The sequence below is a fragment of the Achromobacter sp. ACM04 genome, from assembly GCF_014851465.1.
In the GTDB taxonomy this organism is placed as follows: Bacteria; Pseudomonadota; Gammaproteobacteria; order Burkholderiales; family Burkholderiaceae_B; genus Achromobacter; species Achromobacter aegrifaciens.
On sequence record NZ_JACUZS010000002.1, the window covers coordinates 980,404 to 1,005,882 of the forward strand.

Genomic DNA, 25,479 nt, shown 5'->3' on the forward strand with positions numbered 1-25,479 from the left:
GCTATGGCTGAACCAGGGCGCGCAGCGCGCGCACCAGGCAGGCCGCCTGCTCCTCGGTGCCCACGGAAATGCGCAGGTATTGCTCCACGCGTGGCCGCGCGAAATGGCGCACCAGTATTTTCGCGTCTCGCAGGCCGGCGGCGAGCAAGCGCGCGTCGAAGCGCGGATGACGGACAAACAGGAAGTTCGCCTGTGACGGTAAGACGTCAAAGCCCATCAGGCGCAAATGCGCGCAGAGCAAGGTACGGGTGCCGATGATGGCCTGCCGCGTCTCCTCGAAATAGGCGCGGTCCTGAAAGGCCGCTGCAGCGCCTGCCTGGGCCAGTCGCCCGAGCGGATAGGAGTTGAAGCTGTTCTTCACCCGCTCCAGCGTGGCGATCAACGACGTCTGCCCGATTGCAAACCCCACGCGCAGGCCGGCCAACGACCTGGACTTCGATAGCGTCTGGACCACCAGCAGGTTCGGATACTGCTCGACCAACGCAATGGCGGAGCGCCCGCCGAAGTCCACGTAGGCCTCGTCCACCAGCACCAGCCGGCGAGGCTGGATCTCCAGCAGCCGCTGCACGCGGTCCAGCGGCAGGCACTCTCCCGTGGGCGCGTTCGGGTTGGCAATCACGATGCCGGCTATGTCCGCATCCGCGGCGCCCAGCGCCGCGAATCCGTCCAGGTCCAGCCTCAAGCGCTCGTCCACGGAGATCTGCGCGCAGCGTATGCCGAACAGGCGGCAATACACCTCATAAAAGCCGTAGGTCACATCCGCCATCAGCAAGGGTTGGACGCCGTGCTGGAAGAACGCGCAGAACGCCAGCGCCAGCACTTCGTCGGAGCCGTTGCCAGCAAAGACCTGCGCTACCGGCACCCCGTGATACTGCGCGATGACCTCGCGCAAATGCCCGGCCTGCGGGTCCGGATAACGCTCCAGACCGTCAGCAGCCGCAGCGGCGATGGCTGCTATCGCGGCGGGGGACGGCGGATAGGGATTCTCGTTGGTGTTGAGCTTGATCCATCCATTGCCGGGAGCCTGCTCTCCAGGCACATAGGGCGACAGGGTTTCAACGCGCGGGCTATGTAGGGAAACCATGTTGTTGCGGCTGCGGCCTCTCGGTAAGCAATCTACGGTATGTGTATCGTAAATTTTGTCCTATGCCATACTACACTATGATTCAGGACAATAACCGCCATCACGCGAACGCGAGTGTCATGTCTACCTCTCTTTCCCTGTTTATCCACCGCATTACGCCCAGGCGCTGGTTGACACGTTGCGCCGGCTGGCTGGCCGCATGCCGCCAGCCATGGGTGGCCCAGCCGCTGATACGCGGCTATGCCAAGTGGTACGGCATCGATCTCGCCGAAGCCCTGCACGCCGACCCCAGGGCCTATGACAGTTTCAATGCCTTCTTTACGCGCGCCCTGCGCCCGGGCGCGCGTAAGCTGGCCGATGCGGACTGGACCAGCCCCGCGGACGGCACCGTCAGCCAGTTCGGCCGCATCAGCCTGGGGCAATTGATCCAGGCCAAGCAGCGCCGATACAGCGCGGCCGCGCTGCTGGCCGATGCAGACCTGGCGCACGCATTGGAAGGCGGCTGGTTCACCACGATCTATCTCAGTCCGCGCGATTACCATCGGGTGCACATGCCCTGCGAGGGACGCCTGCTGGGCATGCGCCATGTGCCGGGGACTCTGTATTCCGTCCGGCCGGAGATCGTGCAGCACATGGATGGCCTGCTGGCGCGCAATGAGCGGCTGGTCTGCTGGTTCGAGCATCCACTCCATGGCGTCTACGCCATGGTGCTGGTAGGCGCCGCCATCGTTGGCAGCATAGCCACGGCCTGGCATGGCCAGGTGGCGCCGCGGGGCCGGCGTATCCAGCAATGGGACTACGGCGGCCAGGCCCCTTTGCGCTTGCCGCAAGGCGCCGAAATGGGACATTTCCAGTTGGGGTCGACCGTGGTATTGCTGATGCCGGGCAACGCCTGGCGATTCCATCCCGGCTGGAAGACAGGGCGCGCCGTCAGATTGGGACAAGCCATGGCCGACCGGCGTTGACGCCGGCCGTGGCTAGACCATGCTTTCCCGGATATCCCGCGCCAGCTTGCGGCACTGCCCGGGTTCGATCGCAGAGACGGTGATGCGCAGGCCCCTGACCGGCTCCTGGACCCCGAAGGCATCTCCATGGCGCACCAACCAGCCGCGATGGGCCAGGGCCAGCGCGACCGCCTGGTCGTCGGTATCCAGCGGTACCCACAGGTTCAGGCCGTCGCCGTCCGCAGCGTATGGCACGCCTTGCTCGGACAAGGCGCCTTCCAAGGCCTTGCGCCGCTGGGCGTAGTCCTTGCGGGCCTGGGCCATCTGCTTGGCCACCTCGGGCCGGCCCAGCGTGACCTCGACCATGTCCTGCAACAGATGGCTGACCCAGCTGGTGCCGGAAGCCAGCCGCAAACGAAGCTGGCGCGACGTCGCGGTATCGCTGGCCACCATGGCCAGGCGCACGTCGGGGCCCAGCGTCTTGGAGAACGAGCGCACCAGCGCCCACCGCTGGATGCCCGAAGGCAGCACCGAGTGGTATTCCTTTCCTGACAGCAAGGCGTAGTGATCGTCCACGATGACCATGGCATGGGGATACTTGGCCAGCACCCGCGCCAGCGCCTTCGCCCGCTTTTCGCTCAGGCTGCAGCCCGTGGGGTTGTGGGCGCGCGGCGTCAGGATCACGGCCTGCGCGCCCTTGGCCAGTGCCGCTTCCAGGGCCGCCGCCTGCATGCCTTCGGCGTCGACCGGTACGCCCAGCGCCTGCAGGCCGGCGATGCGCAGCATGTTGATGCTGCTCAGGAAGCAGGGATTCTCGACCGCCACCTTATCCCCAGCCACCAGGTGCGAGCTGAGCAGCCGTTCGATGGCGTCCACAGCCCCGTGGGTGAGGTTGATCTCGAAAGGCGCCGGGCAGTCCCGCGCGAACCAGGCGCGGGCATAGCTTTCCAGCCCCGCGTTGACCGTGGGTTCGCCGTAGAGCCGCGGCTGATAGGGCCGGATCGCGAGGGCCGCGCTCAGATCCGGCAGCCAGGCCGGATTGGGATTACCGCTGGCCAGATCGGCCAATGGCGAGTCCGATAGCGCGCCTTCCTGTTCGCCCGGTCCGGACTGGTCGCGGATGATGGTGCCCAGGCGACCCTGGGTCAGCGCGATGCCGGCCGTCACCAAGCGCTTATAGGCGGCGGCGACCGTATTGCGGTTGATATCCAGTTCGACCGCCAGATCGCGCACCGGCGGCAACGCCTGGCCCGGCGGCAACTGGCCCGACTGAGCCAGCCCGCGCACGCAATCGAAGATCTCAGCGGCGGTCTTTCCTTGTATTTTCATAGCGTCCTAAGACAATTCCGTTCCTGGCATGGGCAGCGGCCGCGCCGACTCCCGGCGTAAGTTTGACATGGATTTCCAGTCCGCATAAAGCGGGCTTACCGCACGCAATCCACGTAGTAGCGCAGGTTTCCGTCCGCGTCGCGCAGCTCCACGAAGCCATGGATGTCCGTGCCGAACCCGGGACACTCGCGGTTCAGCTCGCGCGAGAACTTCAGGTAATCGACGATGGTCCGGTTGAACGCCTCGCCCGGGACCAGCAACGGTATGCCCGGGGGGTAGGGCGTGATCAGGCTGGTGGTGATGCGGCCTTCCAGATGGTCGATCTCCACCCTCTCGGTGCGGCGTTGGGCGATGCAGGCATAGGCATCGCAGGGCTTCATCGCGGGGGTGACGTCAGTCAGGTACATGTCCGTGGTCAGCCGGGCGATGTCATGCCTGGCATAGGTCGCATGGACATGCTGGCACAGGTCGCGCAAGCCCATGTTCTCGTAGCGAGGATGCTTGCGGCAGAACTCCGGCAGGATCCGCCACATGGGCTGGTTGCGTTCGTAGTCGTCCTTGAACTGCTGCAACGCGGTCAAGAGCGAACTCCAGCGGCCCTTGGTGATCCCTATCGTGAACATGATGAAGAAGCTGTACAGCCCGGTCTTCTCCACGATCACGCCATGCTCCGCCAGGAACTTGGTGACGATGGAGGCCGGAATGCCGCTGTCCGCGAAATTGCCGTCCAGATCCAGCCCTGGCGTCACGATGGTGGACTTGATCGGATCCAGCATGTTGAAGCCGTCCGCCAGCGCCCCGAATCCGTGCCAGGACGATTCGCCGTCGCCGCCGCGGATGATCCAGTCCTCGGGCGAGCCTATGCCCTCCTGCGCCAGCGTCTCCGGTCCCCAGACCTTGAACCACCAGTCGCCATCGGCGAAATGCGTGCCGACCTCCTTCATCGCGCGCCGGAAGTCCAGGGCCTCGGCGATGCTCTCCTCCACCAGCACCGTGCCGCCGGGCGGCTCCATCATGGCCGCGGCCACGTCGCAGCTGGCGATGATGGCGTACTGGGGACTGGTACTGGTGTGCATCAGATAGGCTTCGTTGAAGAGATGCCGATCCAGCCGCCGCGTCATGGAGTCTTGCGCCAGCACGTGGCTGGCCTGGCTGATTCCGGCCAGCAGCTTGTGCGTCGATTGCGTGGAGAAAACCAGCGATTCCCTGGGCCGCGCGCGCTGCTTGCCCATGCAGTGGTAGGCGCCATAGAACGGGTGGAACACCGCGTGCGGCATCCAGGCCTCGTCAAAGTGCAAGGCGTCCACGTAGCCATCCAGCGCTGCCTTGATCTCCTCGGTCTGGTAGATGATGCCGTCGTAGGTCGACTGCGTCAGCGCCATCACCCGCGGGCGGACCGCGTCGGCGTCCAGGTGCTTGAGCAGCGGATGGGCGCGGATCTTCTCCCGGATGGCCTGGATATCGAACTCGCTGCGCGGAATCGGGCCGATGATGCCGAAATGGTTGCGTGTGGGGCGTAGAAAGACGGGTATCGCTCCCGTCATGACGATGCTGTGCAGGATGGACTTGTGGCAGTTGCGGTCCACCAGCACCACATCGCCCGGCGCCACCATGTGGTGCCACACGATCTTGTTGCTGGTGCTGGTCCCGTTCGTCACGAAATAGCAGTGGTCCGCATTGAAAATGCGCGCGGCGTTGCGCTCGCTCGCGCCGATGGCGCCGTTGTGATCCAGCAGCTGCCCCAGTTCCTCCACAGCGTTGCAGACGTCCGCGCGCAACATGTTCTCGCCGAAGAACTGATGGAACATCTGACCCACGGGACTCTTCAGGAACGCCACGCCGCCCGAATGGCCCGGGCAGTGCCAGGAATAGGATCCGTCCTCGGCGTAGTCCAGCAACGCCTTCAGGAACGGCGGCTTGACGCCCTCCAGATAGGCCCGGGCCTCGCGGATCAAGTGTCGCGCCACGAATTCGGGCGTGTCCTCGTACATATGGATAACACCCTGGAGTTCGCGCAGGATGTCGTTCGGAATGTGCCGCGCGGTCTTGGTTTCGCCGTACACATAGATCGGCACGTCGGCATTGCGCCGCCGAACTTCACTGATGAATTCCCGCAATGCCAGCAGCGCGGGCGCGACGCCCTCGCCGTGCGCGAGTTCCTCGTCGTCGATGGACAGGATAAAGGCGCTGGCGCGGCTTTGCTGCTGCGCGAACAGGCTGAGATCGCCGTAGCTGGTCGTTCCCAGCACATCGAAGCCTTCGGCCTTGATGGCCTCGGCCAATACCCGGATGCTCAGGCCGGACGTGTTTTCCGAGCGGAAGTCCTCGTCGATGATGACGATGGGAAACTGGAACTGCATTGCTGTCCTCTGTCTATGGGTTGCCGCTTGCGTTTTAGTTTGTACTCGAACATAATTATATCTGTCCTAGGACAAAATAAACGGCGCGGTGGCAGAGTGGCTATGCAGCAGGATTGCAAATCCGCGAAGGTTGGTTCGATTCCAGCCCGCGCCTCCAGTTTTCCTGGCCGCGGGCGCGGTGCGCTAGGTTGCGTGGTCGCGCAGATGCTCGCGCAACGCGTCAGCGAATGAAAGCGCGATGACCGACGACGGCCAATGCTCTGGCCATACCAGACTGAGATCAAACGAGGCGCCCGGCTCCAGCGGCCGCAGCTGATCCAGCCCGCCCGGGATGCGCGCGGCGGTCAGCCGGTCTACCAGCGCGATGCCCACGCCGCGCATCACCAGTTCCATCGCCACCGAGGTCCAGAACACCTGCACGCGACGCCGCGCGTAGACCTTCTGCTGCTCCAGCAGCGCTTCCAGCCAGAAGCGGGTGTGGTCCAGGTTGTCGTAGATGATGAGGTCGCGGCCGGCCAGTTGTTCCACACGGATGGTGTCGAACTTTTCCAGCGGGTCGCCGGGAGGAATGGCGCAATATAGCTGCAGGCTCACCAGTGGCTCGGCCACCACGCCCGGGTGCTGCCCCCCGTAGAAGCACACCCCCATATCCACCTGGCGCGCCGCCACCCATTCGACGATGCGCGCCGAACTGCGCGTCTGCAAAGCCACGGAGATGTTGGGCCGGTCCGCCATGAAACTGGCCAGCACGTCCGGCATGACGGTCAAGGACAGCAAGGGCAAGGACGCGACGGTCAGGTGACCTTGCTTTTCGCTGCCCAGGTCCTTGATGAAGCTATCCAGTTGCGAAAGGCCGGAGAACAGCCGGTCGACCTGGCCATAAAGCGCCCTGCCTTCGGGCGTAGGCAGCAGACGCCCTCCCTTGCGCACGAACAGCGCCACGCCCACGCGGCGCTCCAGCTGGGCGATGTACTTGCTGGCGGCAGGCTGTGAAATCAGCAGCACCTGCGCCGCCCGGGATACCGAGCCTTCGCGCATCACCGCCCTGAAGATTTCTATCTCTCTCACGTTCATGCGCCGACTATAACTATTTAGCTATAGGGATGGCAATTATTGGTATTAGGCAGTTATGCAGATTGTTCCTAGGATGAACGCTCGACTTTCATCCAGGACCCATCGTGTCGGAAAACTACGCAACCATGGAATTGCCGTTCGGCCCGGAAACCTATGCCGCGAACCTCTCGCTGCTGGCACAGGACATCCAGGCTCAGGGCCTGTCAGCCGCCATCCTGTTCGACCCCGAGAATATCTACTGGCTGACCGGCTACCGTTCCATTGGCTACTTCACCTTCCAGTGCCTGGTGGTCTCGCCCGACGGCGGCATCGCCATGGTCTCGCGCCAGGTCAACCACGCCGTGGCGACCGGCAACCGTAACATCGCACGCTTTGTCGCCATCGATGACATCAGCGACCCGGTCGATGTATTGACGAGCTACCTGAAGGACATCCTGCCCAGCGGCCGCATTGGCCTGGAAACGGCTTCTGGCTACCTCAGCGTGGCCGCCTACAAGCAGCTGCAAGCCCGCATGGGCCCACGGCTGGCCGACTGGCAAGGCCCGATGGAAGAGGCGCGCAAGATCAAGACCCCGGCGCAGCTGGGCTTCATGCGCCAGGCCGCGCACGCGGCGGTAGCCGGCATCGACGCCGCAGTGCGCGCGATCGCAGTCGGCGCCACCGAAAACGATCTCGCCGCCGCCATGCTGCACGGCGCCACCAAGGCCGGCAGCGAATACACCCGCGTGCCGCTGGTGGCCGTGGGGCGCGCCAGCGGCGTCTGCTTCACCACCTGGCAGCGCCGGGAGCTCAAGCGGGGCGACCTGGTGTTCCTGGAGGCCGCGGCCAACATCAACCGCTATCACGCCATGATCTCCCGCAATTGCGTGGTCGGGCGCGCCACCGAGCGGCAGCGCTTCCTGGCCGGCACCGTCATCGCCGCGCTGGACGCCGCCATCGACGCCATCCGCCCCGGCGTCACCTCCGCCCAGGTGGACCAGGCCTGCCGCGCGGTCTTCGAACGGGCCGGGCTGGGGCATTACTTCGATCACCGCACGGCCTACGGCATAGGCATCGGCTTTCCGCCCAACTGGGCCGAGGGCCGCTTCCTCGCGCTGCGTCCGGACGACCCCACGGTGCTTGAGCCCGGCATGACCTTTCACCTGGTGCCTTCCCTCTTCATGCCCGAAGGCGGCTTCATGGCCAGCGAAAGCGTGGCCGTCTCCGAGGACGGCTGCGAAGTGCTCACCCGCTATCCGCGCGAGCTGATCGAAATCGACGTCTGACAACATGACCGGCTCCAACAACATACAAGGGGAATTGCCGTGTTGAAGAACTGGATGTATCCAACCATCGCGGTCATGGGAGTGCTGCTTCTGTGGCATTTCGCGATACCGCTGTTCGGCCTGCCAGCCTACCTGTTGCCGCCGCCGCTAAGCGTGCTCGAACGGCTGTGGACCGACTCGGCGTTCCTGGGACATCACTCCTGGGTCACGTCCGTCGAGACGCTGGGCGGCTTCCTGCTGAGCATCGCCGTCGGCATACCGCTGGGCATCCTGCTGGTGTGGTCGCGTCCGCTGGAGCGCGCCATCATGCCGCTGCTGGTGGTGTCGCAGGCGTTTCCCAAGGTAGCGGTCGCGCCGCTCATCATCATCTGGTTCGGCCTGGGCCTGTTTCCCAAGATCCTGATCGCATTCTCGGTGGCCTTCTTCCCCATCGTGGTCAGCACGGTGGCGGGCATGCGTTCCGTGGACGCGGACCTCAACGACCTGGCCCGCTCGATGCGGGCGGGCGCCCTGCGGACCTTTCTGCGCATCCGGCTGCCGTATGCGTTGCCGCAGATCTTCTCCGGCCTGAAGGTCGCCATTGCTTTCGCCACGGTCGGCGCGGTGGTGGGGGAATGGGTGGGCGCCGAAAGCGGCCTGGGCTACGTGCTGCTGTCCGCCAACGCCAACCTAGACACGACGTTGCTGTTCGCGGTGCTGGTCGCGCTCATGCTCATCGGCCTGGTCTTCTACTACCTGGTCGAGTTTTCCGAACGATTCCTGATTCCCTGGCACATCAGCGTGCGCAGCGACGCCCTGCCCTCTGTCTGACCCCGCCCTCCGGAGACTCCATCATGAAATTCACGACTCGACTTGGCTGGACCCTGGCTTGCCTGCTGGCCGCAGGCGCGGCCGGCGCGCAGGAGAAGCTGAGCCTGCGCCTGGACTACAGCATCTACGGCACGCACGCGCCGCTGTACTACGGCATAGACAAAGGCCTCTACAAGGCCGAAGGCATAGACCTGAGCATCGGCGAAGGCAGCGGCTCCAGCAACACCGCGAAACTGGTGGCGCAGGGCATCGATCCCATCGGCTTCATGGACTACGGCACCATGCTCAAGGGCGTCGCCGCAGGCATGCCGCTGAAGGCCGTCTTCGCCGTGCACCAACGCTCTCCCATGGTCATCATCAGCCACGCGGACGCTCCGGTGCGCGCGCCCAAGGACCTGGAAGGCAAGGTGCTGGGCATGAGCGCATCCGAGTCGACGGCTCAGATGTTCCCAGTGCTGGCCGCCCTGAACGGCGTGGACCAGAAGAAGATCAATGTCATCGCGCCCGCCGTGGGCACCAAGACCGCCCTGTTCCTGCAACGCCGCGCGGACGCCATCACGGGCGTCACCTACTTCCATATCCCGCCGCTGGAAGCGCAGGGCGCAAAGGTGCATTACTTTTTCTATGCCGACTTCGGCGTCAACGCGCTGGAAGGCGGGCTGGCGGCCAATACCAAATGGCTGGAGGCCAATCCCGAAACGGCTCGGCGCTTCCTGCGCGCCACGCGCAAGGCCTACGAGGCGGCCCTGGCCGACCCGGCCGCCTCGGTCGACGCCCTGGTGCGCCAACGTCCGGAACAGGCGCGCAATCGCGAGCAACTGGTGCGCCAGCTGCAGCTTTCGCTGCAGGCCGCCGGCACGCCCAACACCAAGGGATTGCCGTTCGGCGTCTCTGCGGAGAAGGACTGGCAGGCCATGGTCGACCAGTTCGTGCAATCGAATCAGATCGCCAGCCCGGTCCCGACCAGCACGCTCTACACCAACGACTACAACAGGGACTAGATATGGCACAGCACGCAGCCTTGACGCTCGCTCCCGCAGCGGGCGCGCCCGATACCGCGATCGACATCCGCGGCATGGTCCAGCGCTTTGGCTCCTATGTCGCGGTCGACGGCATCGACCTTGCCATACCCGAAGGCCAGTTCCTCTCCGTGCTCGGCCCCTCCGGCTGCGGCAAGAGCACCTTGATGCGGGCGGTCGCCGGCCTGACGCCGCCCACCGCCGGCGAGATCCGCGTGCTTGGCGAGCGCGTGACCGAGCCGGGCGCCAACGTGGGGATCGTGTTCCAGCGTGCGGCGCTCCTGCCATGGCGCGACGTCGTCGGGAACATCTCGCTGCAGCTGGAGATGCGCAAACTGCCCGCGGCGCGTCATGAGGCTCGGCTGCGAGAACTGATCAAGCTGAGCGGACTGGAAGGTTTTGAAAAATGCCTGCCGCACCAATTGTCCGGCGGCATGCAGCAACGCGTGGCGCTGTGCCGCGCGCTGATCCACGACCCCGACATCCTGCTGATGGACGAACCCTTCGGCGCCCTGGACGCGATGACGCGCGAAGCCATGAACCTGGAGCTGCAACGGGTATGGCTGGAAAGCAAGAAGACCGTCATGTTCATTACCCACAGCATCTCCGAAGCGGTGTTCCTGTCCGACCGCGTGGTGGTGATGAGCAAGCGGCCGGGCCGCGTGGCGCTGACCGTCGACATCGATCTGCCGCGTCCGCGCAACTACGCCATGGTCGGGCACCCCAACTTCGTCAAGGCGGCCACGGTCATACGCGAGTGCTTCGACGCCGCGGGGATGACGGAATGAATCCCGTCCGCTACGACGCCGGCCCCTACCCCCGGGCCCGCCTGGCTTTCCTGTGCGTGGCCAATGCCGGCCTGACCGAGGGCGAAATGCACGCCATGGCTCCCGACGGCGTGGGCCTGAGCTTTGCCCGCGTGCCCATGGCAACGGCCTGCACCGTGCAAAGCCTGGCCGGTATGGAGGGCGGACTGCTTCAGGCCCTGGACGGCCTGGCGCCAGGGCGTCGCGATATCGACGTGGTCTGCTACAACTGCACCGCGGGCAGCTTCGTGATCGGCAACGACAAGGTACGAGCGCTGCTCGCGCAGGCCCGCCCCGGCGCGGCCGTGGCCACGCTGCTGGACGGCGTCACGCAGGCGCTGGACGCGGTCGGCGCGCGCCGCCTGGCGGTTGCCACCGCCTATGACGATGCCGTCAACGAACTGGAGCGCGCTTACTTCGAAAGCATCGGCCACGAAGTCGTCTCGCTGCAGGGCCTGGCCCTGCCCGACGACGAAACCATGAACCGGGTCTCGGCCGACTATCTGTACGAATTCGCCTGTGCCGTGGACCGGCCCGATGCCGATGCCGTCTTCATCAGCTGCGGCGCGCTGCGCTCCACCGCCATCCTCGGACGTCTGGAGGACAGGCTGGGCAAGCCCGTGATCGGCAGCAATCAGGCCAGCATGTGGCATTGCCTGCGGCTGGCGGGGATCCACGACCGGATGGACGGCTATGGCCGGCTGTTCCGGGAATATTGAAATCCGGACCCGTCATGGATGAAATCGATACCCGACTGATCGGCATTCTGCGGCGCGACGCGCGCACGCCGCTTTCCGTTTTGGCCAGCAAGGCCGGCGTGTCGCGCGGCACGGTCTCCAACCGCCTGCGCAAGCTGGAGGAGGACGGGCTCATCGCCGGGTATACGCTCAAGCTGCGCCCTGACTCCGACCAGGACGGCCTGCGCGCCTGGATGGGCATCACCGTCGACGGCAACCAGACGCGCGCCGTGCTGGCCAGCCTGCTGGGCGAGCCGAGCGTCGAGCAGCTGCACGACACCAACGGCCGTTGGGACTTGCTGGCCGAAATACGCGCAGATTCCACTGCAGATCTGTCCAAGGTGCTGGAACGCGTGCGCCTGATCAAGGGCATCGCGGCCACCGAAACCAGCATCCTGCTCGCGACGTACCGCTGAAACCGGCGCGCTAGGCCGGCAGCGGCTCGCCCCGCAGCCTTATCTGCGCGACGGTTCTTTCCCCGCGCTGCTCCAGCACGAACTGATGCCTGTCCGGATACCTCAGCGTCAACCGCCTGCACAGATTCCCTAGTCCGCCCCCGCCGCTGGCCAGATCGAAGGGCGCCTGCAGCCGGCCGGGATTGTCCACTTCGATGAGCAGTTCATCGCCCCGCAGACGCGTGCGTATGCTGATCGGGAAATGCGCGTGTTCCGAACGCATGCCGTGCTTGATCGCGTTTTCCACCAGTCCCTGCAGCGTCATGCGCGGAACACTGATCCGTAGCGTGGCCGGATCGATCTGGCTGCGCAATTCAAGCCGCTTGTCAAAGCGCAGCGCCTGGATGCGCACATAGGCTTCGGCGGCCTCGATCTCCTCCTCCAGCCTGGACAAGCCTCGTCCGCGCCGGTCCAGCGAATAGCGCAGGTACTCGGCCAGGCTGCGCGTCATTTCCTCTGCGATGGCAGGCCGATCGGCGATCTCGGCCACGATGGTGTTCAGCGAGTTGAACAGGAAGTGCGGCTCGATCTGCAGCTGCAGATGCTCAAGCTCCAGTCTCAAGGAGCGCGTCTCCGCCTTCATCTTGGACAGGCGCTCGCTGCGTGCGTTCAGCTCGGCCGAGACGCCGAAATAGATCAGCGTCCAGATCGAGAGCATGCCCATGTAGTAGAGAAAGCCCAGCCGGTACTGGTTGCCCGGCAGCACGCGGATTGCGCCAGGCAGAAACAGGCTGTGGATGCCATAGGCGATCGACGCCAGCAAGGCCGAGGCGGTCAGGCAGAACAACACCGCGCAGACCAGCACCAGCAAGGGCGGATCGCCTTTGCCCGCACGGCGGCCATGCAGCACGGCCGCCCCGCTGGTCAGGACGAATGCCAGGGGTTCCAGCGCCACGGTAAGCCAGAAGGCTGCGGTGGCATTGCCGAACACCGCCAACCGGATGAAGAAGCCCACGATCGCGAGAAAGAGCCATCCCAGCGTCTGCGCCCGCCAGAAGCCAAGCGAGGACTCCCCTGGACTCAAACCCTGGCCGATCGATGCGAACTTCATGGATGCGCCCCCCGGACGGGCAAAGGGTTCTCTGGAAACTGCATAGGCCTTATATTTACCCGCGTGCCAGACCGGACGACTATACCCGCCACACCATGGCGCCAGGGAGGAAAATGCTGCGTGTGCTTGTCATCGACGATGAAGCCCCGGCGCGGCGCTACCTGCGCCGGCTGCTCGAAGCCTCGCCCGACGTCCATGTCGCGGGCGAAGCCGACTGCCTGGAATTGGCGCGAACGCTGATCCGCGAGCATCGTCCGGATGCCCTGTTCCTGGACATCGAACTCACTGCCGCCACCGGTTTCGACCTGCTGGACCAGCTGGAAGTCCCACCCGCCGTCGTCTTCGTCACCGCGCACAGCGACTACGCCGCCCGCGCCTTCGACGTCCAGGCCGTCGACTACCTGCTCAAGCCCGTGCGTCCGGGCCGGCTTGAACAGGCGCTGGCGCGGCTGCGTCCGCGCGCTGGCGGCCACCTGACGCTGCGAACGCGCAACGGCACCAAGATCATCAAGATCCATGAACTGACCATGGCGCAGGCGCAAGGCGACTACGTGATGCTTTGCAGCGCCGCGCACGCCAACGAGCTGATGCACATCACCTTCAAGCGCCTGGCGGCCCAACTGCCCAGTCCGCCCTTCTGCGCCTTGTCGCGGTCGGTCATCATGAATCTGGAACATGTCTCCCACCTGTCGCAGCTGCCCGGCGCGCAGACCGAGGTCGCGTTCAACAACGGTGTTGCGCCCGTGGTGCTGGGACGGGTCGCGTCGCAGCGCCTGCGGCGCGCGGTGGCGCAGCGCTGACGCGACGGGTCGGCCATTGTGGCCAGCGTCGGGATAGGACCGTTGCCGCATCGGTTCGGGCCGGAAATGTGCCGATTGTCATCGGCCGGCCACGAGACATCACGCAGTTTTCGACGAAACGGGGATTTTCCTCGACCAAACATGCCCCAGGAAGACGGCGTCAATAGCCTATGGGGTAGCCGTCCTTGCGATGATCCGACGCCGCCAGATAGCCTCCCTGCTCCAGCCGGTAGGCCATCTGCGCACTGCCGAACTCCAGATCAAAGCGCGGCGCCACATCGACCTTGTGGCCGCATGCGCGCAGATGCTCGACAGCATCCGGCGGGACGTTCCACTCCACCGCCACGCCCACGTTGTCATCCTTGATACGCCAGCGCGGCGCGTCGCTCGCTGCCTGGGGATTCTGGCCGAAGTCGGCCAGCCGGCTCGTCACTTGAAGATGGCCCTGCGCCTGCATGGAGCCGCCCATGACGCCAAAGCTCATCAAAGGCTGCCCGCCCTTCATCAGGAAGCCTGGAATGATGGTGTGGAACGGCCGCTTGCCTGGCGCCACCACATTGGGATGCCCGGCCTTCGTTGAAAAGCCCCAGCCCCGGTTCTGCATGGCGATGCCCGTTCCCGGCACCACCACGCCGGAACCGAATCCCTTGAAGTTGGATTGGATGAACGACACCATGGTGCCGTGCCGGTCTGCCGCGGTCAGATACACCGTCCCGCCGCTGTGCGGATTGCCGGCCCGGGGTTCGCCCGCGCGATCCGGATCGATGAGTTTTGCCCGTTCCGCCAGATAGGCGGGTTCCAGCAACTGCGCGCTCGACACCTGCATGTGGGCCGGATCGCCCACATGTTCGTACAGGTCCGCGAACGCCAGGCGCATGGCCTCGATCTGCAGATGCAGCGCGCGGCCGCTGTCGCGCCCGCAATCCGCCAGGTCGAAACGTTCCAGCATGCCCAAGGCCATCAATGCGCCGATGCCCTGGCCATTGGGACCAATCTCGTAGAGCTCCAGGTCGCGGTAGCGCATGCCTATCGGCTCCACCCAGTCAGCCGTATGGCCCGCCATGTCGGCCTCGGTGATATAGCCGCCCGTGTTGCGCGCGTGGGCGGCTATCGCCGCGGCCAGCTCGCCGCGGTAGAAGCTCTCGCCCTTGCTGCGGGCGATGCTCTCCAGCGTGGCGGCCTGGCCAGGGCTGGAGAAGCGCTCGCCGGGCAAGGGCGCGCGGCCCCCGGGCGCAAAGGACTCGGCAAAGCCCGGCTGCCCGCTCAGGCGCGGCACCTGCTTCTGCCACTGGCGATGCACCGTGGGCGAAACCAGATAGCCGTCCCGCGCATAGCGTATGGCGGGCTCGAACAAGTCCTCGAACGGCAGCGAACCGAATTTCTCCCAGATCGCGCGCCAACCCGACACGACACCGGGTACCGTCACGCTGCCCCAGCCTATCGGGTCCATGCCATCCAGATGCGCGAACCTGGCCGTTTCCCAGGCGGCCGGCGCGCGCCCCGACGCATTCAGCCCATGCAGGCGCCCGCCATGCCAGACGATGGCGAACATGTCGCCGCCGATCCCGTTCATGCATGGCTCCACGACGGTCAGCGCAATGGCCGTGGCGAGTGCCGCGTCGATCGCGTTGCCGCCCCGCGCGTACATCTGCAGGCCGGCAGCGCTGGCCAGTGGCTGCGACGTGCTGACCACGTTGTCCGCAAGCAGGGGCATGCGTTGCGATGCATAAGGAAGCTGCCAGAAGGGATCGTTCGGAATGGGCATGGAAGTCGGGTCGGAAGTTAGGGGCTGGCCGCCCGCGGGCGGCCAGCAAGAAAGCCGGGACGGCCGCTATTTGCCCGCAGTAATGTTCAGGGCCTTGACCTTGTCGCGCCAGAACGCCTGCTGGTCCAGGATGAACTTGGGCAGGGTCTGAGCCGGAATCTCGCTGATCTGGAAGCCCTGCGCCTCGATGGCCTTGCGGAATCCCGCGTCGCCCTGCGCCTTGGCCAGCGCGCGGGCCACGATGTCCAGGCGGTCCTTGGGCGTTCCCTTGGGCGCCATCAACGCGAACAGGTTCTCCGCCTCCAGGCCCTGCACGCCCAGCTCCTTGAGCGTGGGTACGTCAGGCATGACCGGCAGACGCTTGGCCGAGGCCACGCCCAGCACGTCGATGCGGCCGCCCTGTTTATGCGGCAGCGAGCTGGTCACGCTGTCGAACATGAAGACCGACGCGCCCGAGATGACTTCGGGCAAGGCCTGGCTGCTGCCTTTGTACGGGATCTGCAATGCGTCCACGCCCGCCTGCTCCTTGAAGATCTCGCCCTCCAGGTTGGACAGGGTGCCCGCGCCCATCGACGCGTAGTTGTACTTGCCCGGCGCTGCCTTCAGATAGGCCACCAGGCTGGCATAGTCCTTGATGCCCAGCGTCGCGGGGGTGACCAGGATGTGCGGGGCGCTGGCGATCGCGCCCACCGCATCGAAGTCGCCGTCCAGCGACACCTGCTGCTTGCCATTGAGCGCTTCGTAAATGGAGTTGGACATCACCGACGAGATGTACAGCGTGTAGCCGTCGGCTTCGGAACGCGCCGCCGCCTGCATGCCGATCAAGCCGCCAGCGCCGGGGCGGTTCAACACCACCACCGACTGGCCCAGCGTGTCGCCCAGCTTCTGGCTGAGCTCGCGAGCGAGCACGTCCGTCGCTCCGCCCGGTGGAAACGACAGGATAAGCTGAAGCGAACGCTGCGGAAAATCAGCCGCCCCCGCGCCGGTAGCCGCCGACAACGCCAGCGCGGCAAAGGCGCGCTTCAGAATGCCGAGTCCCTGCGGGCGCGCGGCGGCGCGGCCCGATTTACATACAACACTAGCCATGCGATTCCCCTTGGTTGAAGCGCCGTAGGCGGGTCTGTTGCCCTTGTATCCTGGCGGCCCTGGTCGGCCCATTCTATGAATTGCTTTTGTGGCAATCAATATCAATAATTAGCATGCCAATTGCTATTTTGAGAATCACGACATGCTCAGCACCGCGCACCGCTATTTCCTCGAGGTCGTACGCGCAGGCAGCATCAAGGACGCGGCCACGAGCCTCCACGTAGCGCCCTCCGCCATCAGCCGGCAGGTCGCCAAACTGGAGGATGACTGCGGCGCGGCCCTGTTTGAACGGCGCCCGCATGGCATGGAGCTGACCCGGGCCGGCGAAATGCTGGCCGACTATGCGCGCCGCGTCGCCATGGATGCCGAACACGTGCTGCGCGATATCCGCAGCCTGCGTCATGCGGAGCTGACGACCATCCGCATAGGCTCCAACGAAGCCGTGGCGCGCAACGTGCTGCCGCCCATCCTGGGCGCGTACCGCGCCCTGCATCCCGATGTAGCGTTCCAGGTGCACATCGGCTCGCCCGGCGTCGTGACGCAGCGCCTGCGCGACAACAGCATCGACGTGGGCCTGGCCTTCAGCCTGAACGCGGGCAACGGCATCGCCGTGCGCTACGAAATCGTCTCGCCCGTTCGCGCCATCATGGTCCCGGACCATCCTCTCGCCAAACGCGCCAGCGTGTCCTTGGACGACCTGCGCCGCTACCCGATCGCGCTGACCGACTCGGGCACCACCGTGCGCCTGTTGTTCGACAGCTCGGCGGCGGGCGGCGACGGGCCGCCTTTCGACATCGCCTATTCGAGCAACTCGTCATCGGTCATTCGCGCCATCGTCGAGGCCGGCCATGCCGTCACGCTGGCCGGCGAGATCACGCTCGCCGAACCGCTGCGCAGCGGCGCGCTGGTGGCCGTGTCCTTGCAGCAAGCCGTCTTCGCCGAACGCACGCTGCAAGTGCAGACCGCCAGCCACGCCCGGCTGCCCGAAGCGACGGCCGCGTTCATCGAGCACCTGATCGAAGCGCTATCCACAGGCGCCCGTTCACGCGATTCTTGACTTGGCGCAGGCTTGCCGCAAAACTGAAGTTCTACACGCGCGCAGGCTCGGCCAGGCGCGGAAGGCCCCGATTCAATGGTCAGAGTGAATGATTGAAGGAGCTCCGCATTGACCACTGCCGCGATGCCCAGACTGAAACTGCGCCGCCTTGTCACCGTGCTGGCGCTCGCGAGCGGAATCATCGCCTTCGTCAACACCCTGTACGCGGCCTACCTGGTGCAGCGCGAGCAGTTGATTGCCAACACCCTCGAGGCCAACCGGGCCTATGCGGTCAAGCTGGCGGAAGTCACCGACATCTACATCGAATCCATACAGCGGCAATTGCTCCTGTCAGCCGAGCGAGCGCCTGGCCTGCTGGGTTCGAAACCCGCCATGGAAGACGAACTCGCGCGCCTCGTCCATCAGAGCGACGGCGTCATGACGGCCGCCATCGCCGACAGTAGCGGCACCATCCTCGCCACCGCTCCCGCCGACGCGGGCTTCGAAGGCAGGACGCTGGTGCGCCAACAATTGGCGACGGGCGCCCAACATCTGAAGGGCCAGATATCGACCCCCTACGTGGGTATGGAGGGCCAGCTGATACTGGCGTTTTCCGAGCCTTTTCGTGATGCCAAGGGCAACTATGCCGGCACGATTCTCACGGCCATCCACCTTCGGCAAGGCAACGAGTTCGACAAACTGGTAGGCGAGCACTTCTACCGCGACGGATCCTACCTGTATGTCGTCGACGGCAACGGCACCATCATTTACCACAAGGACAAGGATCGCATCGGCACCAGCGAAAGAAGCAACGCCGTGGTCGAAGCCGTGCTGCGCGGCGAGACGGGTGCGATGCCCGTGGTCAACACCCGCGGCGCGCACCTCCTGGCCGGCTACGCCGCGCTCAAGAACGGCGGCTGGGGCGTCGTGGCGCAACGCCCGCTGGACGAAACGCTGCGCCCGCTGCGGAGCCTGACCGACAGGATCGTGCTCTACGCTTTGCCGGTGGGGCTGATCATGTTCCTGGTCATCTATCTGTTGGGCCGCTGGATCTCGCGACCGCTGGAGGAACTGGCGCAGATCATCGAACGGGACCAGCCCGGCGCATCTGCTGGAGATCTGGACAGGGTCAAGGGCTGGTACTACGAAGCTGCCCGCCTGCGGAACGCCGTGACGATGAGCCAGAGCTCCCAAACCCGGCGGCTCGACAAGCTGAACACGGACACCATCACCGATCCGATGACGGGCCTCTTCAACCGCAGGGGCCTGGCGCTGCAGATCGCCACCCTGCGCCAGACCCAGCAGCCTTTCGCGGCGCTCGCGCTGGACCTGGACCACTTCAAGCGCGTGAACGACACCTACGGGCACGCGGCCGGCGATCAGGTGCTGATCGCGCTGGCCGCGATCCTCAAGACCTGTGTGCGAGGGGAAGACGCGCCGTGCCGCGTCGGCGGCGAAGAGTTCCTGATCGTGATGCCCAACGCCTCGCGTGACACGGCGGAGATGGTCGCCGGACGCATCCGGGCTGCGACGGCAAGCCATGCCATGCCGCAAGCGGTGGGGCGTGTCACGGTGTCCATCGGCATCGCGCTGTGGCCGTCGGATGATGCCGACATCGACAAGGTCATGGCGAAGGCGGATGAGGCCTTGTACCGGGCGAAGAATGCGGGACGTGATCGGGTGGAGGTCTGGTCTGTCAGGGAAGCCGATAGCGCCAATGCCAGGATTTGAAATTCCATCTAGTTTTCATCCGATGACTAATCTTCATTAGACGGTTTTCACCACGCGCCTACAATCCTCGCCAGGGTCAACTCAAATAAAAAGACCGTGGAGACAAGATGAAGACAGCCGTTCCTGGCGGGGCCTCCCTTCTCACCCGACTCAAGTACCTGGCATTGGCCGGCCTGTTCATGGCGGCCTCCGGCCACGCGCAGCAGCCGGCAAAGCTGGTCGTCGGCTTGCCGGCCGGCGGATCGTTCGATACCGTGGCCAGGATCGTGGCGGAGAAGCTTCCCAATCATCTGGAGCGGCCCGTGGTGGTGGAGAACCGCCCCGGCGCGCAGACGCGCATTGCCATTCAGGCGGTCAAGGGCGCCGCGCCCGACGGAAGCAGCTTGCTGGTGGCGCCGGGCGTGGCCATCTTCCTCTACCCGCACCTGTTCCGACAGCTCAATTACGATCCCTTCGCCGACCTTAAGCCGGTGACGCAGCTGGTGAGCTGGGACATCGTGCTCGCCGTCGCGGCCGATAGCCCCGTCACCTCGTTCAACGAGTTCCAGACCTGGGCCAGGCAGAATCCGGACAAGGCGTTCTACGGTACATCCGGCACCGGCAGCCTGCAGCATTTCCTGGGCGTTTCACTGGCCAGGCGCCTAGGTACGCCGCTGGAGCACATCGCGTTCAAGGGCGGCAAGGACGCCGTGACCGCGCTCCTGGGCGGACACATCAATGCCATCGTTATGGATGCGGGCGAAGTGGTCCCGCTGGCGCAGGCTGGCAAGCTGCGCGTTCTGGCGACCTTCAGCGCACAACGCGAACCGGCGCTGCCGCAAACGCCGACCATGCGCGAACTCGGGCTGGGCGAACTCGAGACCTCGGGCTGGGCTGGGCTGTATGCACCGGCCGGCACCCCAGAGCCAGCCATCCGCAAGCTGAATTCGGCGGTAAACGACATCCTCGCCCTTCCCGACGTCGCCAAGCGTCTTTCCGAGCTGGGCATGCGGCCGGCCGGCGGCACACCGCAGGCGGTCGACGCGCTGGCGCGCCAGCAGCTCGAGCAGTGGCGCGATACCGTGGCCCAGTCCGGCTTCGTGATCGATTGAGCTGCGCCGCCCGCCACCCATTTTCTGATCTCACTGGATCAAGTCCCATGTTCGCATTGACCACCCTCGACATCGCCTCTCGTCCCGTTGCCTGCCTGGAAATCGAAGGGCGGAATTATCCGCTGGCCACCTGTGCCCAGGTGTTGGACCAGCCCGCCCTGGATACCTCCGTCCGCGATCTCTTCGAAGACTGGCCGCGCTCGCTGGCGCTGCTTGAGCAGGCAGCCGCCCGCCGCTCCGCGCTCGACGGCCATGAGGTCTCCGGACCGGTGCGCCACATGGCTCCGCTGCAGTATCCGGGCAAGGTGCTTTGCGCCGGGGCCAACTACCATGACCACCTGGCGGAAATGAACGTCCCGAACGCCGAGGACAAGTCCGTACAGCGCCTGTTCTTTTTCTTCAAGCCGCCCCGCCAGGCCGTGGTCGGCGAGGGTGCCACGGTACACATGCCCATAGGCTGCCAGCGCCTGGACTGGGAGATCGAACTGGCGCTGGTGATAGGAAAGACGGCCAGGAATGTGCTGCCGGAAAATGCGCTGGACCACGTGGCGGCGTACACCGTCGCGGTCGACATGTCGGCGCGCGACCTCAACAAGGCGCCCGACACCTTCTACAAGCTGGACTGGGTGGCCGGCAAGGCGCATGACACCAGCTGCCCGCTCGGACCCAGGCTGGTACCGGCGGCGTTCATCCGCGACCCCATGGACCTGGGTCTGAAGCTCAGCGTCAACGGCCAGATCAAGCAAAACGCCCGTACCAGCGGCATGGTCTTCGACATCCGTGAGCAGCTGGCAATCCTGAGTCGCATCATGACGCTGGAACCCGGAGATCTAGTACTGACGGGCACGCCCGCCGGCGTGGGCGCGCCACAAGGCACGTTCCTCAAGATCGGTGACGAAATCAGCGCAACGATCGAGGACATCGGCACGCTGGCGGTACAGATCCAGGCATCGCGCTGACATCCTGGCCGGCCACGGCCGCACCTTTCCAATGAGGCAGTTCCATGCAGTCTCTTTTCTCTCCCCTGCCCGCTACAGCCGGCGACACCATCTTCGCGCTGGTTGAAGCCTTTCAGAACGACCCTGCGCCCCACAAAGTCAGTCTCAGCATCGGCACCTACTTTGCCGAAGACGGCAGCATCCCTGTGATGCGCGCCGTGCGCCAGGCCCGCGACATGCTTGTGCAGGCGGGAAAGCCGCATCCCTACTTGCCCATCCCCGGCTCGGCCTCATACCGCAACGCAGCCAGATCGCTGATCTTCGGAGCCAATGGCCCCGAGCCTGAGCGCGTGGTGACGACCCAAAGTGTCGGCGGCACCGGCGCCTTGAAGCTGGGCGCGGACTTGCTGCGCCATATCTGCCCCAAAGCGACGGTCTGGGTCAGCGATCCGACATGGGAGAACCATGCTCAGATCTTCCGCCAGGCGGGCTTCGCGGTGCATGAGTATCCCTACTACGACGCCCAAACTGCCACCGTGCGCTTTGCGCAGATGCATGACGCGTTGCAGGCTCTGCCGGCAGGGTCCATCGTCGTGCTGCACGCCAGCTGCCACAACCCAACTGGCGTGGACCTGTCTGCAGATCAGTGGGAGGCACTGACCGAACTGTTTGCGCGCCAGGGCCTGATTCCCTTTTTTGACCTGGCGTACCAGGGGTTCGGACTAGGTCTGGATGCGGACGCCGAACCAATCCGGGCAATGGCGCGGGCGGGCGTGGAATGCCTGGTCGCCAGTTCCTTCTCGAAGAACTTCTCCCTGTACGGCGAACGCTGCGGCGCCCTGAATATCGTGTGCCGCGACGAAACCGCCGCCGACCGCGCGCTGGGCCAGCTCAAGCTGCTGATACGTGGAAACTACTCCACGCCTCCCACGTTTGGCGCCGCCCTGGTTGCCGCCATTCTGAGCGATGACGCGTTGCGGCAAGTCTGGACCGATGAACTGGAGCAGATGCGGACACGGCTCGTCAGCCTGCGCGCCCGCTTGTCCAACGCGCTGACGCAATTGACCGGCGCGCGCGAAGCCTGGGACTATATCGAGCAACAGCAAGGACTGTTCTCCTACATGCGGTTGAGCCCCCAGCAGGTCGAATCGCTGCGCCGCGAACATGCCGTGTATCTGCTGAAGTCCGGCAGACTCTGCGTTGCCGGCCTGACCGACGGCAACATCGATTATGTCGCACGCGCCATCGCCGCTTGCGCGCAGCGCTGAACATTTCTCCCTGCGCCCGCAAGTCCGAGGCGCCCCACTGATAGGAGCAAGGCAATGGCCCTACCCAACCGGCTTATGGCCGCGAGTTCCGGATTGATGCTGGCCCTGGGACTGACACTGCCGGTGGCCAAGGCCGCCTCCGATGCCGGCCTGCTGCAGGAGGCCCTGCAACGGGCGGACCAGACCGAGTCTGAAGTGATCGCATGGAGACGCCACATACACCAGCATCCTGAGCTGTCGTACCAGGAGACCGAAACCGCGAAGTACATCGCCGACGCCTTGCGCGCCATGCCCGGCATCACCGTCGAGACCGGGATAGCGCGCACAGGCGTAAAGGCCGTGCTCAAGGGCGGCAAGCCAGGACCGGTGGTGGCGTTGCGCGCCGACATGGACGCCCTGCCCGTCGAGGAACGCAATGACCTGCCATTCCGCTCGCAGGCCAAGGCCGTCTGGCGCGGAGAACAGGTATCGGTTTCCCACGCCTGCGGCCACGACACTCATGTCGCAATGCTGCTGGGCGCGGCCAAGGCCTTGTCGGCGATGCAGGACGACCTGCCCGGCACGATAGTCTTCCTATTCCAGCCCGCCGAAGAATGGGGACCCGACAAAGAGCCCAGCGGCGCCAGGGCCATGATCGCGCAGGGAGTGCTGGAGAATCCCAAAGTGGACGTGGTCTTCGGCCAGCACATCAGCGCCGGCGCCCCCTCCGGCACCATCGCCTATCGCGCCGGCCCTACCATGGCCAGCGGCGACCGCTTCGAGATCTCACTGCACGGCAAGGGCGGACACGGCGGACGCCCATGGACCGCGAATCCCGCGCTCGTACCCGCAGCAGAACTGACATTGGCGCTGCAGGGCATCACCAGCAGCAAGGTGGATCAATCCGACGGCGTCACCGTACTGTCCATCGGCATGTTGCAGAGCGGACGGCGCGCAAACATCCTGCCCGAAAGCGCCGAACTGGCGGGCACGGTACGCTCGCTTTCGTCGCACAACCAACGCATCGTCCACGAGGCCATCCGCGCACGCGCCGAGCATATTGCGCAGGCCTATGGCCTGAGCTCCAAGGTGAACATCTACACCGGCTACGAGGTCGTCGACAACGATAAATCCCTGACCGGCAGCTTGATACCTGCATGGCAGGAAGCGGCCGGCGCCGGCAAGACAGTTGAAATGCCCGCGCCATCCACCGGCAGCGAGGACTTCGGCGCATATGGCGTCAGCGGCAAGGTGCCCTCGGTCTTCTGGTTCATTAATGCCTCGCCATTGGGCGACAAAAGCGGCGCGCCCAACCATTCGCCGGAGTTCGCCATCGACGAAAACGCGCTGCGCGTGGGTGTACGCGCGCTGGTGGCTTCCGCGCTGACGTACATGGACAAGCAGTAGGCCGCCCCCCACATCCCGATCCCGCCCGGCGCCGCTACGCGCGCCGGGCGTTCCTTCCAATGCCCCCGATACGGGGAGCTGATCGTGCCCTGTTCGTTCTGTTCCCGAACGGACCATGTCTTCCATCCCAGCCTTCCGACCGTCCCCTAGCACTCTCGTGCTCGCACGAGCGTGGCGCGGCAGGGGCTTTCCTTGCTCCCAATTCCCATAAAGATACCGATTGGTATTTTTCATTTCTCATAAAAAACAAAAATCTCAGCATTAAAAATCGGGATTTTTTATATGGGAAAACGCGATTGACATAAAAACATACCGAATGGTATGTTTGCCCAAAGAATGCAGCCCGCCGCTGAAGGAGACAATCGGCGGACGGTCTGCACGCAGGCTCACCAACCCATGGCAAGGATGTCTAAGAATATGGATACCCCACGTTGGAAGCAGCGCCCGGAAGGATCGAATTGGGGAGACTTCGGCCCTGACGATCAGATCGGGCGCATGAATCTGCTAACCCCGCAAACGCGCTTGCGCGCGTTCCGCGAGGTGCAGGAAGGCCGGGCGTTCTGCCTCAGCCTGCCGCTGGACTATCCAGGCGGGAACACATTGTTCCAGCATCGCCGGGAACCGCAGTTCTCCTACGACAAGCGCGGCGACGGCCACAACTACAACTATCGGCTGTCGCAGGTCTGCCCCTGCTTCAACGACGTCGTTTCGGACGACGCCGTCCTCATGTTCCTGCAGTACTCGACCCAATGGGACGGACTGGGGCATGTTGGACAGATGTTCGATGCGAACGGCGACGGGCTGCCCGAAAAGGTCTACTACAACGGCTATCGCGGCGGCCTGGACGTGATCGGGCCCGATGACGCAAAGAGCGGCCTGGGCGCCAAGGCCATCGGTATCGAACGCATGGCCACCGCCGGCGTCCAGGGGCGTGGCGTGCTGGTCGACCTGGAACGCCGCTACGGGCGCGAACGCGCACTGATCGGCTATGACGAGCTGATGGCAGCCCTGGACGGCGTCGCGGTACTGCCCGGCGATTTTCTCTGCCTCTATACGGGCTTTGCCGACCTGATCCTGGAAATGAACAAGCAGCCGGACGGCGACGTCCTGGCGCGCTCGTGCGCCGTGCTGGACGGCCGCGACGAACGCCTGCTGCAATGGATCACCGACTCCGGCATCGTGGCAATCTGCGCCGACAACTTCGCGGTGGAAGCCTATCCGGCCACGCCAGGCAAGGGTGAGCACTATCCCGGCCTGCCCCTGCACGCGCATTGCCTCTTCAAGCTTGGGCTGCATCTCGGCGAACTCTGGTACTTCGCAGAGTTGGCGCAATGGCTGCGCGAGCATGGCCGCAGCACTTTCCTGCTGACGGCGCCGCCGCTGCGCCTGCCCGGCGCGGTAGGTTCGCCCGTCACTCCCGTCGCCACCGTCTGAAGCCGGCCGC

At 65.0% G+C, this 25,479-nt stretch carries 22 protein-coding genes and 1 tRNA gene; 16 read left to right on the forward strand and 7 right to left on the reverse strand.

What is annotated here, in order from left to right:
* Window position 1 precedes the first annotated feature (1 nt).
* Window positions 2-1,084, reverse strand: a complete 1,083-nt coding sequence (gene hisC, locus IB259_RS15285; protein WP_192329458.1) for a histidinol-phosphate transaminase — start codon at window positions 1,082-1,084, stop codon at window positions 2-4.
* Window positions 1,085-1,203: 119 nt separating this feature from the next.
* Between hisC and asd the strand changes: the two genes are divergently transcribed.
* On the forward strand, window positions 1,204-2,049 hold the full coding sequence (asd, locus tag IB259_RS15290) for an archaetidylserine decarboxylase (protein WP_175159853.1): 846 nt from the start codon (window positions 1,204-1,206) through the stop codon (window positions 2,047-2,049).
* Window positions 2,050-2,061: 12 nt separating this feature from the next.
* Here the strand turns inward: asd and ptsJ are convergent, their stop codons facing one another.
* Window positions 2,062-3,357 (reverse strand): transcriptional regulator PtsJ, encoded by a 1,296-nt coding sequence (gene ptsJ / locus IB259_RS15295; protein ID WP_175212674.1) that lies wholly within the window; start codon window positions 3,355-3,357, stop codon window positions 2,062-2,064.
* Window positions 3,358-3,452: 95 nt separating this feature from the next.
* Window positions 3,453-5,717, reverse strand: a complete 2,265-nt coding sequence (locus IB259_RS15300) for an Orn/Lys/Arg decarboxylase N-terminal domain-containing protein (protein ID WP_192329460.1) — start codon at window positions 5,715-5,717, stop codon at window positions 3,453-3,455.
* Window positions 5,718-5,799: 82 nt separating this feature from the next.
* Here IB259_RS15300 and IB259_RS15305 point away from each other — a divergent pair.
* A tRNA-Cys gene (locus IB259_RS15305) sits at window positions 5,800-5,874 on the forward strand.
* Between the two features lie 26 nt (window positions 5,875-5,900).
* On the opposite strand, the gene IB259_RS15310 is transcribed toward IB259_RS15305, so the two are convergent.
* Window positions 5,901-6,785, reverse strand: a complete 885-nt coding sequence (locus tag IB259_RS15310; protein ID WP_158598560.1) for a LysR family transcriptional regulator — start codon at window positions 6,783-6,785, stop codon at window positions 5,901-5,903.
* A 110-nt stretch (window positions 6,786-6,895) separates the two neighbouring features.
* On the opposite strand from IB259_RS15310, the gene IB259_RS15315 reads away from it, so the two are divergent.
* Genes IB259_RS15315 through IB259_RS15340 form a run of 6 tightly spaced genes read left to right on the forward strand, consistent with a single transcriptional unit; the run spans window position 6,896 to window position 11,844 of the window.
* On the forward strand, window positions 6,896-8,056 hold the full coding sequence (locus IB259_RS15315) for a Xaa-Pro peptidase family protein (RefSeq protein WP_175159847.1): 1,161 nt from the start codon (window positions 6,896-6,898) through the stop codon (window positions 8,054-8,056).
* Between the two features lie 39 nt (window positions 8,057-8,095).
* Window positions 8,096-8,866, forward strand: a complete 771-nt coding sequence (locus tag IB259_RS15320) for an ABC transporter permease (protein WP_082400822.1) — start codon at window positions 8,096-8,098, stop codon at window positions 8,864-8,866.
* Between the two features lie 23 nt (window positions 8,867-8,889).
* Window positions 8,890-9,867: an ABC transporter substrate-binding protein gene (locus IB259_RS15325; protein ID WP_054452133.1), complete on the forward strand. Its 978-nt coding sequence runs from the start codon at window positions 8,890-8,892 to the stop codon at window positions 9,865-9,867.
* Between the two features lie 2 nt (window positions 9,868-9,869).
* Window positions 9,870-10,673, forward strand: coding sequence for an ABC transporter ATP-binding protein (locus tag IB259_RS15330; RefSeq protein ID WP_119450411.1), 804 nt, complete (start codon window positions 9,870-9,872; stop codon window positions 10,671-10,673).
* Window positions 10,670-11,410 (forward strand): arylmalonate decarboxylase, encoded by a 741-nt coding sequence (locus IB259_RS15335; RefSeq protein ID WP_192329462.1) that lies wholly within the window; start codon window positions 10,670-10,672, stop codon window positions 11,408-11,410. The genes IB259_RS15330 and IB259_RS15335 overlap by 4 nt, the downstream gene beginning before the upstream one ends.
* A gap of 14 nt (window positions 11,411-11,424) precedes the next feature.
* On the forward strand, window positions 11,425-11,844 hold the full coding sequence (locus IB259_RS15340) for an Lrp/AsnC family transcriptional regulator (protein WP_054452136.1): 420 nt from the start codon (window positions 11,425-11,427) through the stop codon (window positions 11,842-11,844).
* A 10-nt stretch (window positions 11,845-11,854) separates the two neighbouring features.
* On the opposite strand, the gene IB259_RS15345 is transcribed toward IB259_RS15340, so the two are convergent.
* Complete coding sequence (locus IB259_RS15345; protein WP_192329464.1) at window positions 11,855-12,934, reverse strand: sensor histidine kinase; 1,080 nt, start codon at window positions 12,932-12,934, stop codon at window positions 11,855-11,857.
* A 113-nt stretch (window positions 12,935-13,047) separates the two neighbouring features.
* Between IB259_RS15345 and IB259_RS15350 the strand changes: the two genes are divergently transcribed.
* Window positions 13,048-13,734 (forward strand): LytTR family DNA-binding domain-containing protein, encoded by a 687-nt coding sequence (locus tag IB259_RS15350; RefSeq protein WP_054452138.1) that lies wholly within the window; start codon window positions 13,048-13,050, stop codon window positions 13,732-13,734.
* Between the two features lie 160 nt (window positions 13,735-13,894).
* Here IB259_RS15350 and IB259_RS15355 read toward each other — a convergent pair whose 3' ends face one another.
* Window positions 13,895-15,499, reverse strand: coding sequence for a gamma-glutamyltransferase family protein (locus IB259_RS15355; RefSeq protein WP_217482916.1), 1,605 nt, complete (start codon window positions 15,497-15,499; stop codon window positions 13,895-13,897).
* A gap of 66 nt (window positions 15,500-15,565) precedes the next feature.
* On the reverse strand, window positions 15,566-16,585 hold the full coding sequence (locus tag IB259_RS15360; RefSeq protein WP_082400824.1) for a tripartite tricarboxylate transporter substrate binding protein: 1,020 nt from the start codon (window positions 16,583-16,585) through the stop codon (window positions 15,566-15,568).
* A gap of 142 nt (window positions 16,586-16,727) precedes the next feature.
* Here IB259_RS15360 and IB259_RS15365 point away from each other — a divergent pair, with 142 nt between their 5' ends.
* The 7 genes from IB259_RS15365 to IB259_RS15395 all read left to right on the forward strand — a co-directional run bounded on the left by IB259_RS15365 (window position 16,728) and on the right by IB259_RS15395 (window position 25,469).
* Complete coding sequence (locus tag IB259_RS15365; RefSeq protein ID WP_119450416.1) at window positions 16,728-17,642, forward strand: LysR family transcriptional regulator; 915 nt, start codon at window positions 16,728-16,730, stop codon at window positions 17,640-17,642.
* A gap of 108 nt (window positions 17,643-17,750) precedes the next feature.
* On the forward strand, window positions 17,751-19,352 hold the full coding sequence (locus tag IB259_RS15370; protein ID WP_192329466.1) for a diguanylate cyclase: 1,602 nt from the start codon (window positions 17,751-17,753) through the stop codon (window positions 19,350-19,352).
* 107 nt (window positions 19,353-19,459) lie between these two features.
* The gene (locus tag IB259_RS15375) at window positions 19,460-20,443 is read left to right on the forward strand and encodes a tripartite tricarboxylate transporter substrate binding protein (protein ID WP_192329468.1); all 984 of its coding nucleotides are present in this window, start codon (window positions 19,460-19,462) and stop codon (window positions 20,441-20,443) included.
* Window positions 20,444-20,490: 47 nt separating this feature from the next.
* Complete coding sequence (locus IB259_RS15380) at window positions 20,491-21,402, forward strand: fumarylacetoacetate hydrolase family protein (protein ID WP_192329470.1); 912 nt, start codon at window positions 20,491-20,493, stop codon at window positions 21,400-21,402.
* A 44-nt stretch (window positions 21,403-21,446) separates the two neighbouring features.
* Window positions 21,447-22,649 (forward strand): amino acid aminotransferase, encoded by a 1,203-nt coding sequence (locus IB259_RS15385; protein WP_175159826.1) that lies wholly within the window; start codon window positions 21,447-21,449, stop codon window positions 22,647-22,649.
* Between the two features lie 54 nt (window positions 22,650-22,703).
* Entirely contained in the window at window positions 22,704-24,035 is a 1,332-nt protein-coding gene (locus IB259_RS15390) for a M20 family metallopeptidase (RefSeq protein WP_225596863.1), read from the forward strand.
* Window positions 24,036-24,452: 417 nt separating this feature from the next.
* Window positions 24,453-25,469, forward strand: a complete 1,017-nt coding sequence (locus IB259_RS15395; protein ID WP_125471767.1) for a cyclase family protein — start codon at window positions 24,453-24,455, stop codon at window positions 25,467-25,469.
* Window positions 25,470-25,479: the final 10 nt, after the last annotated feature.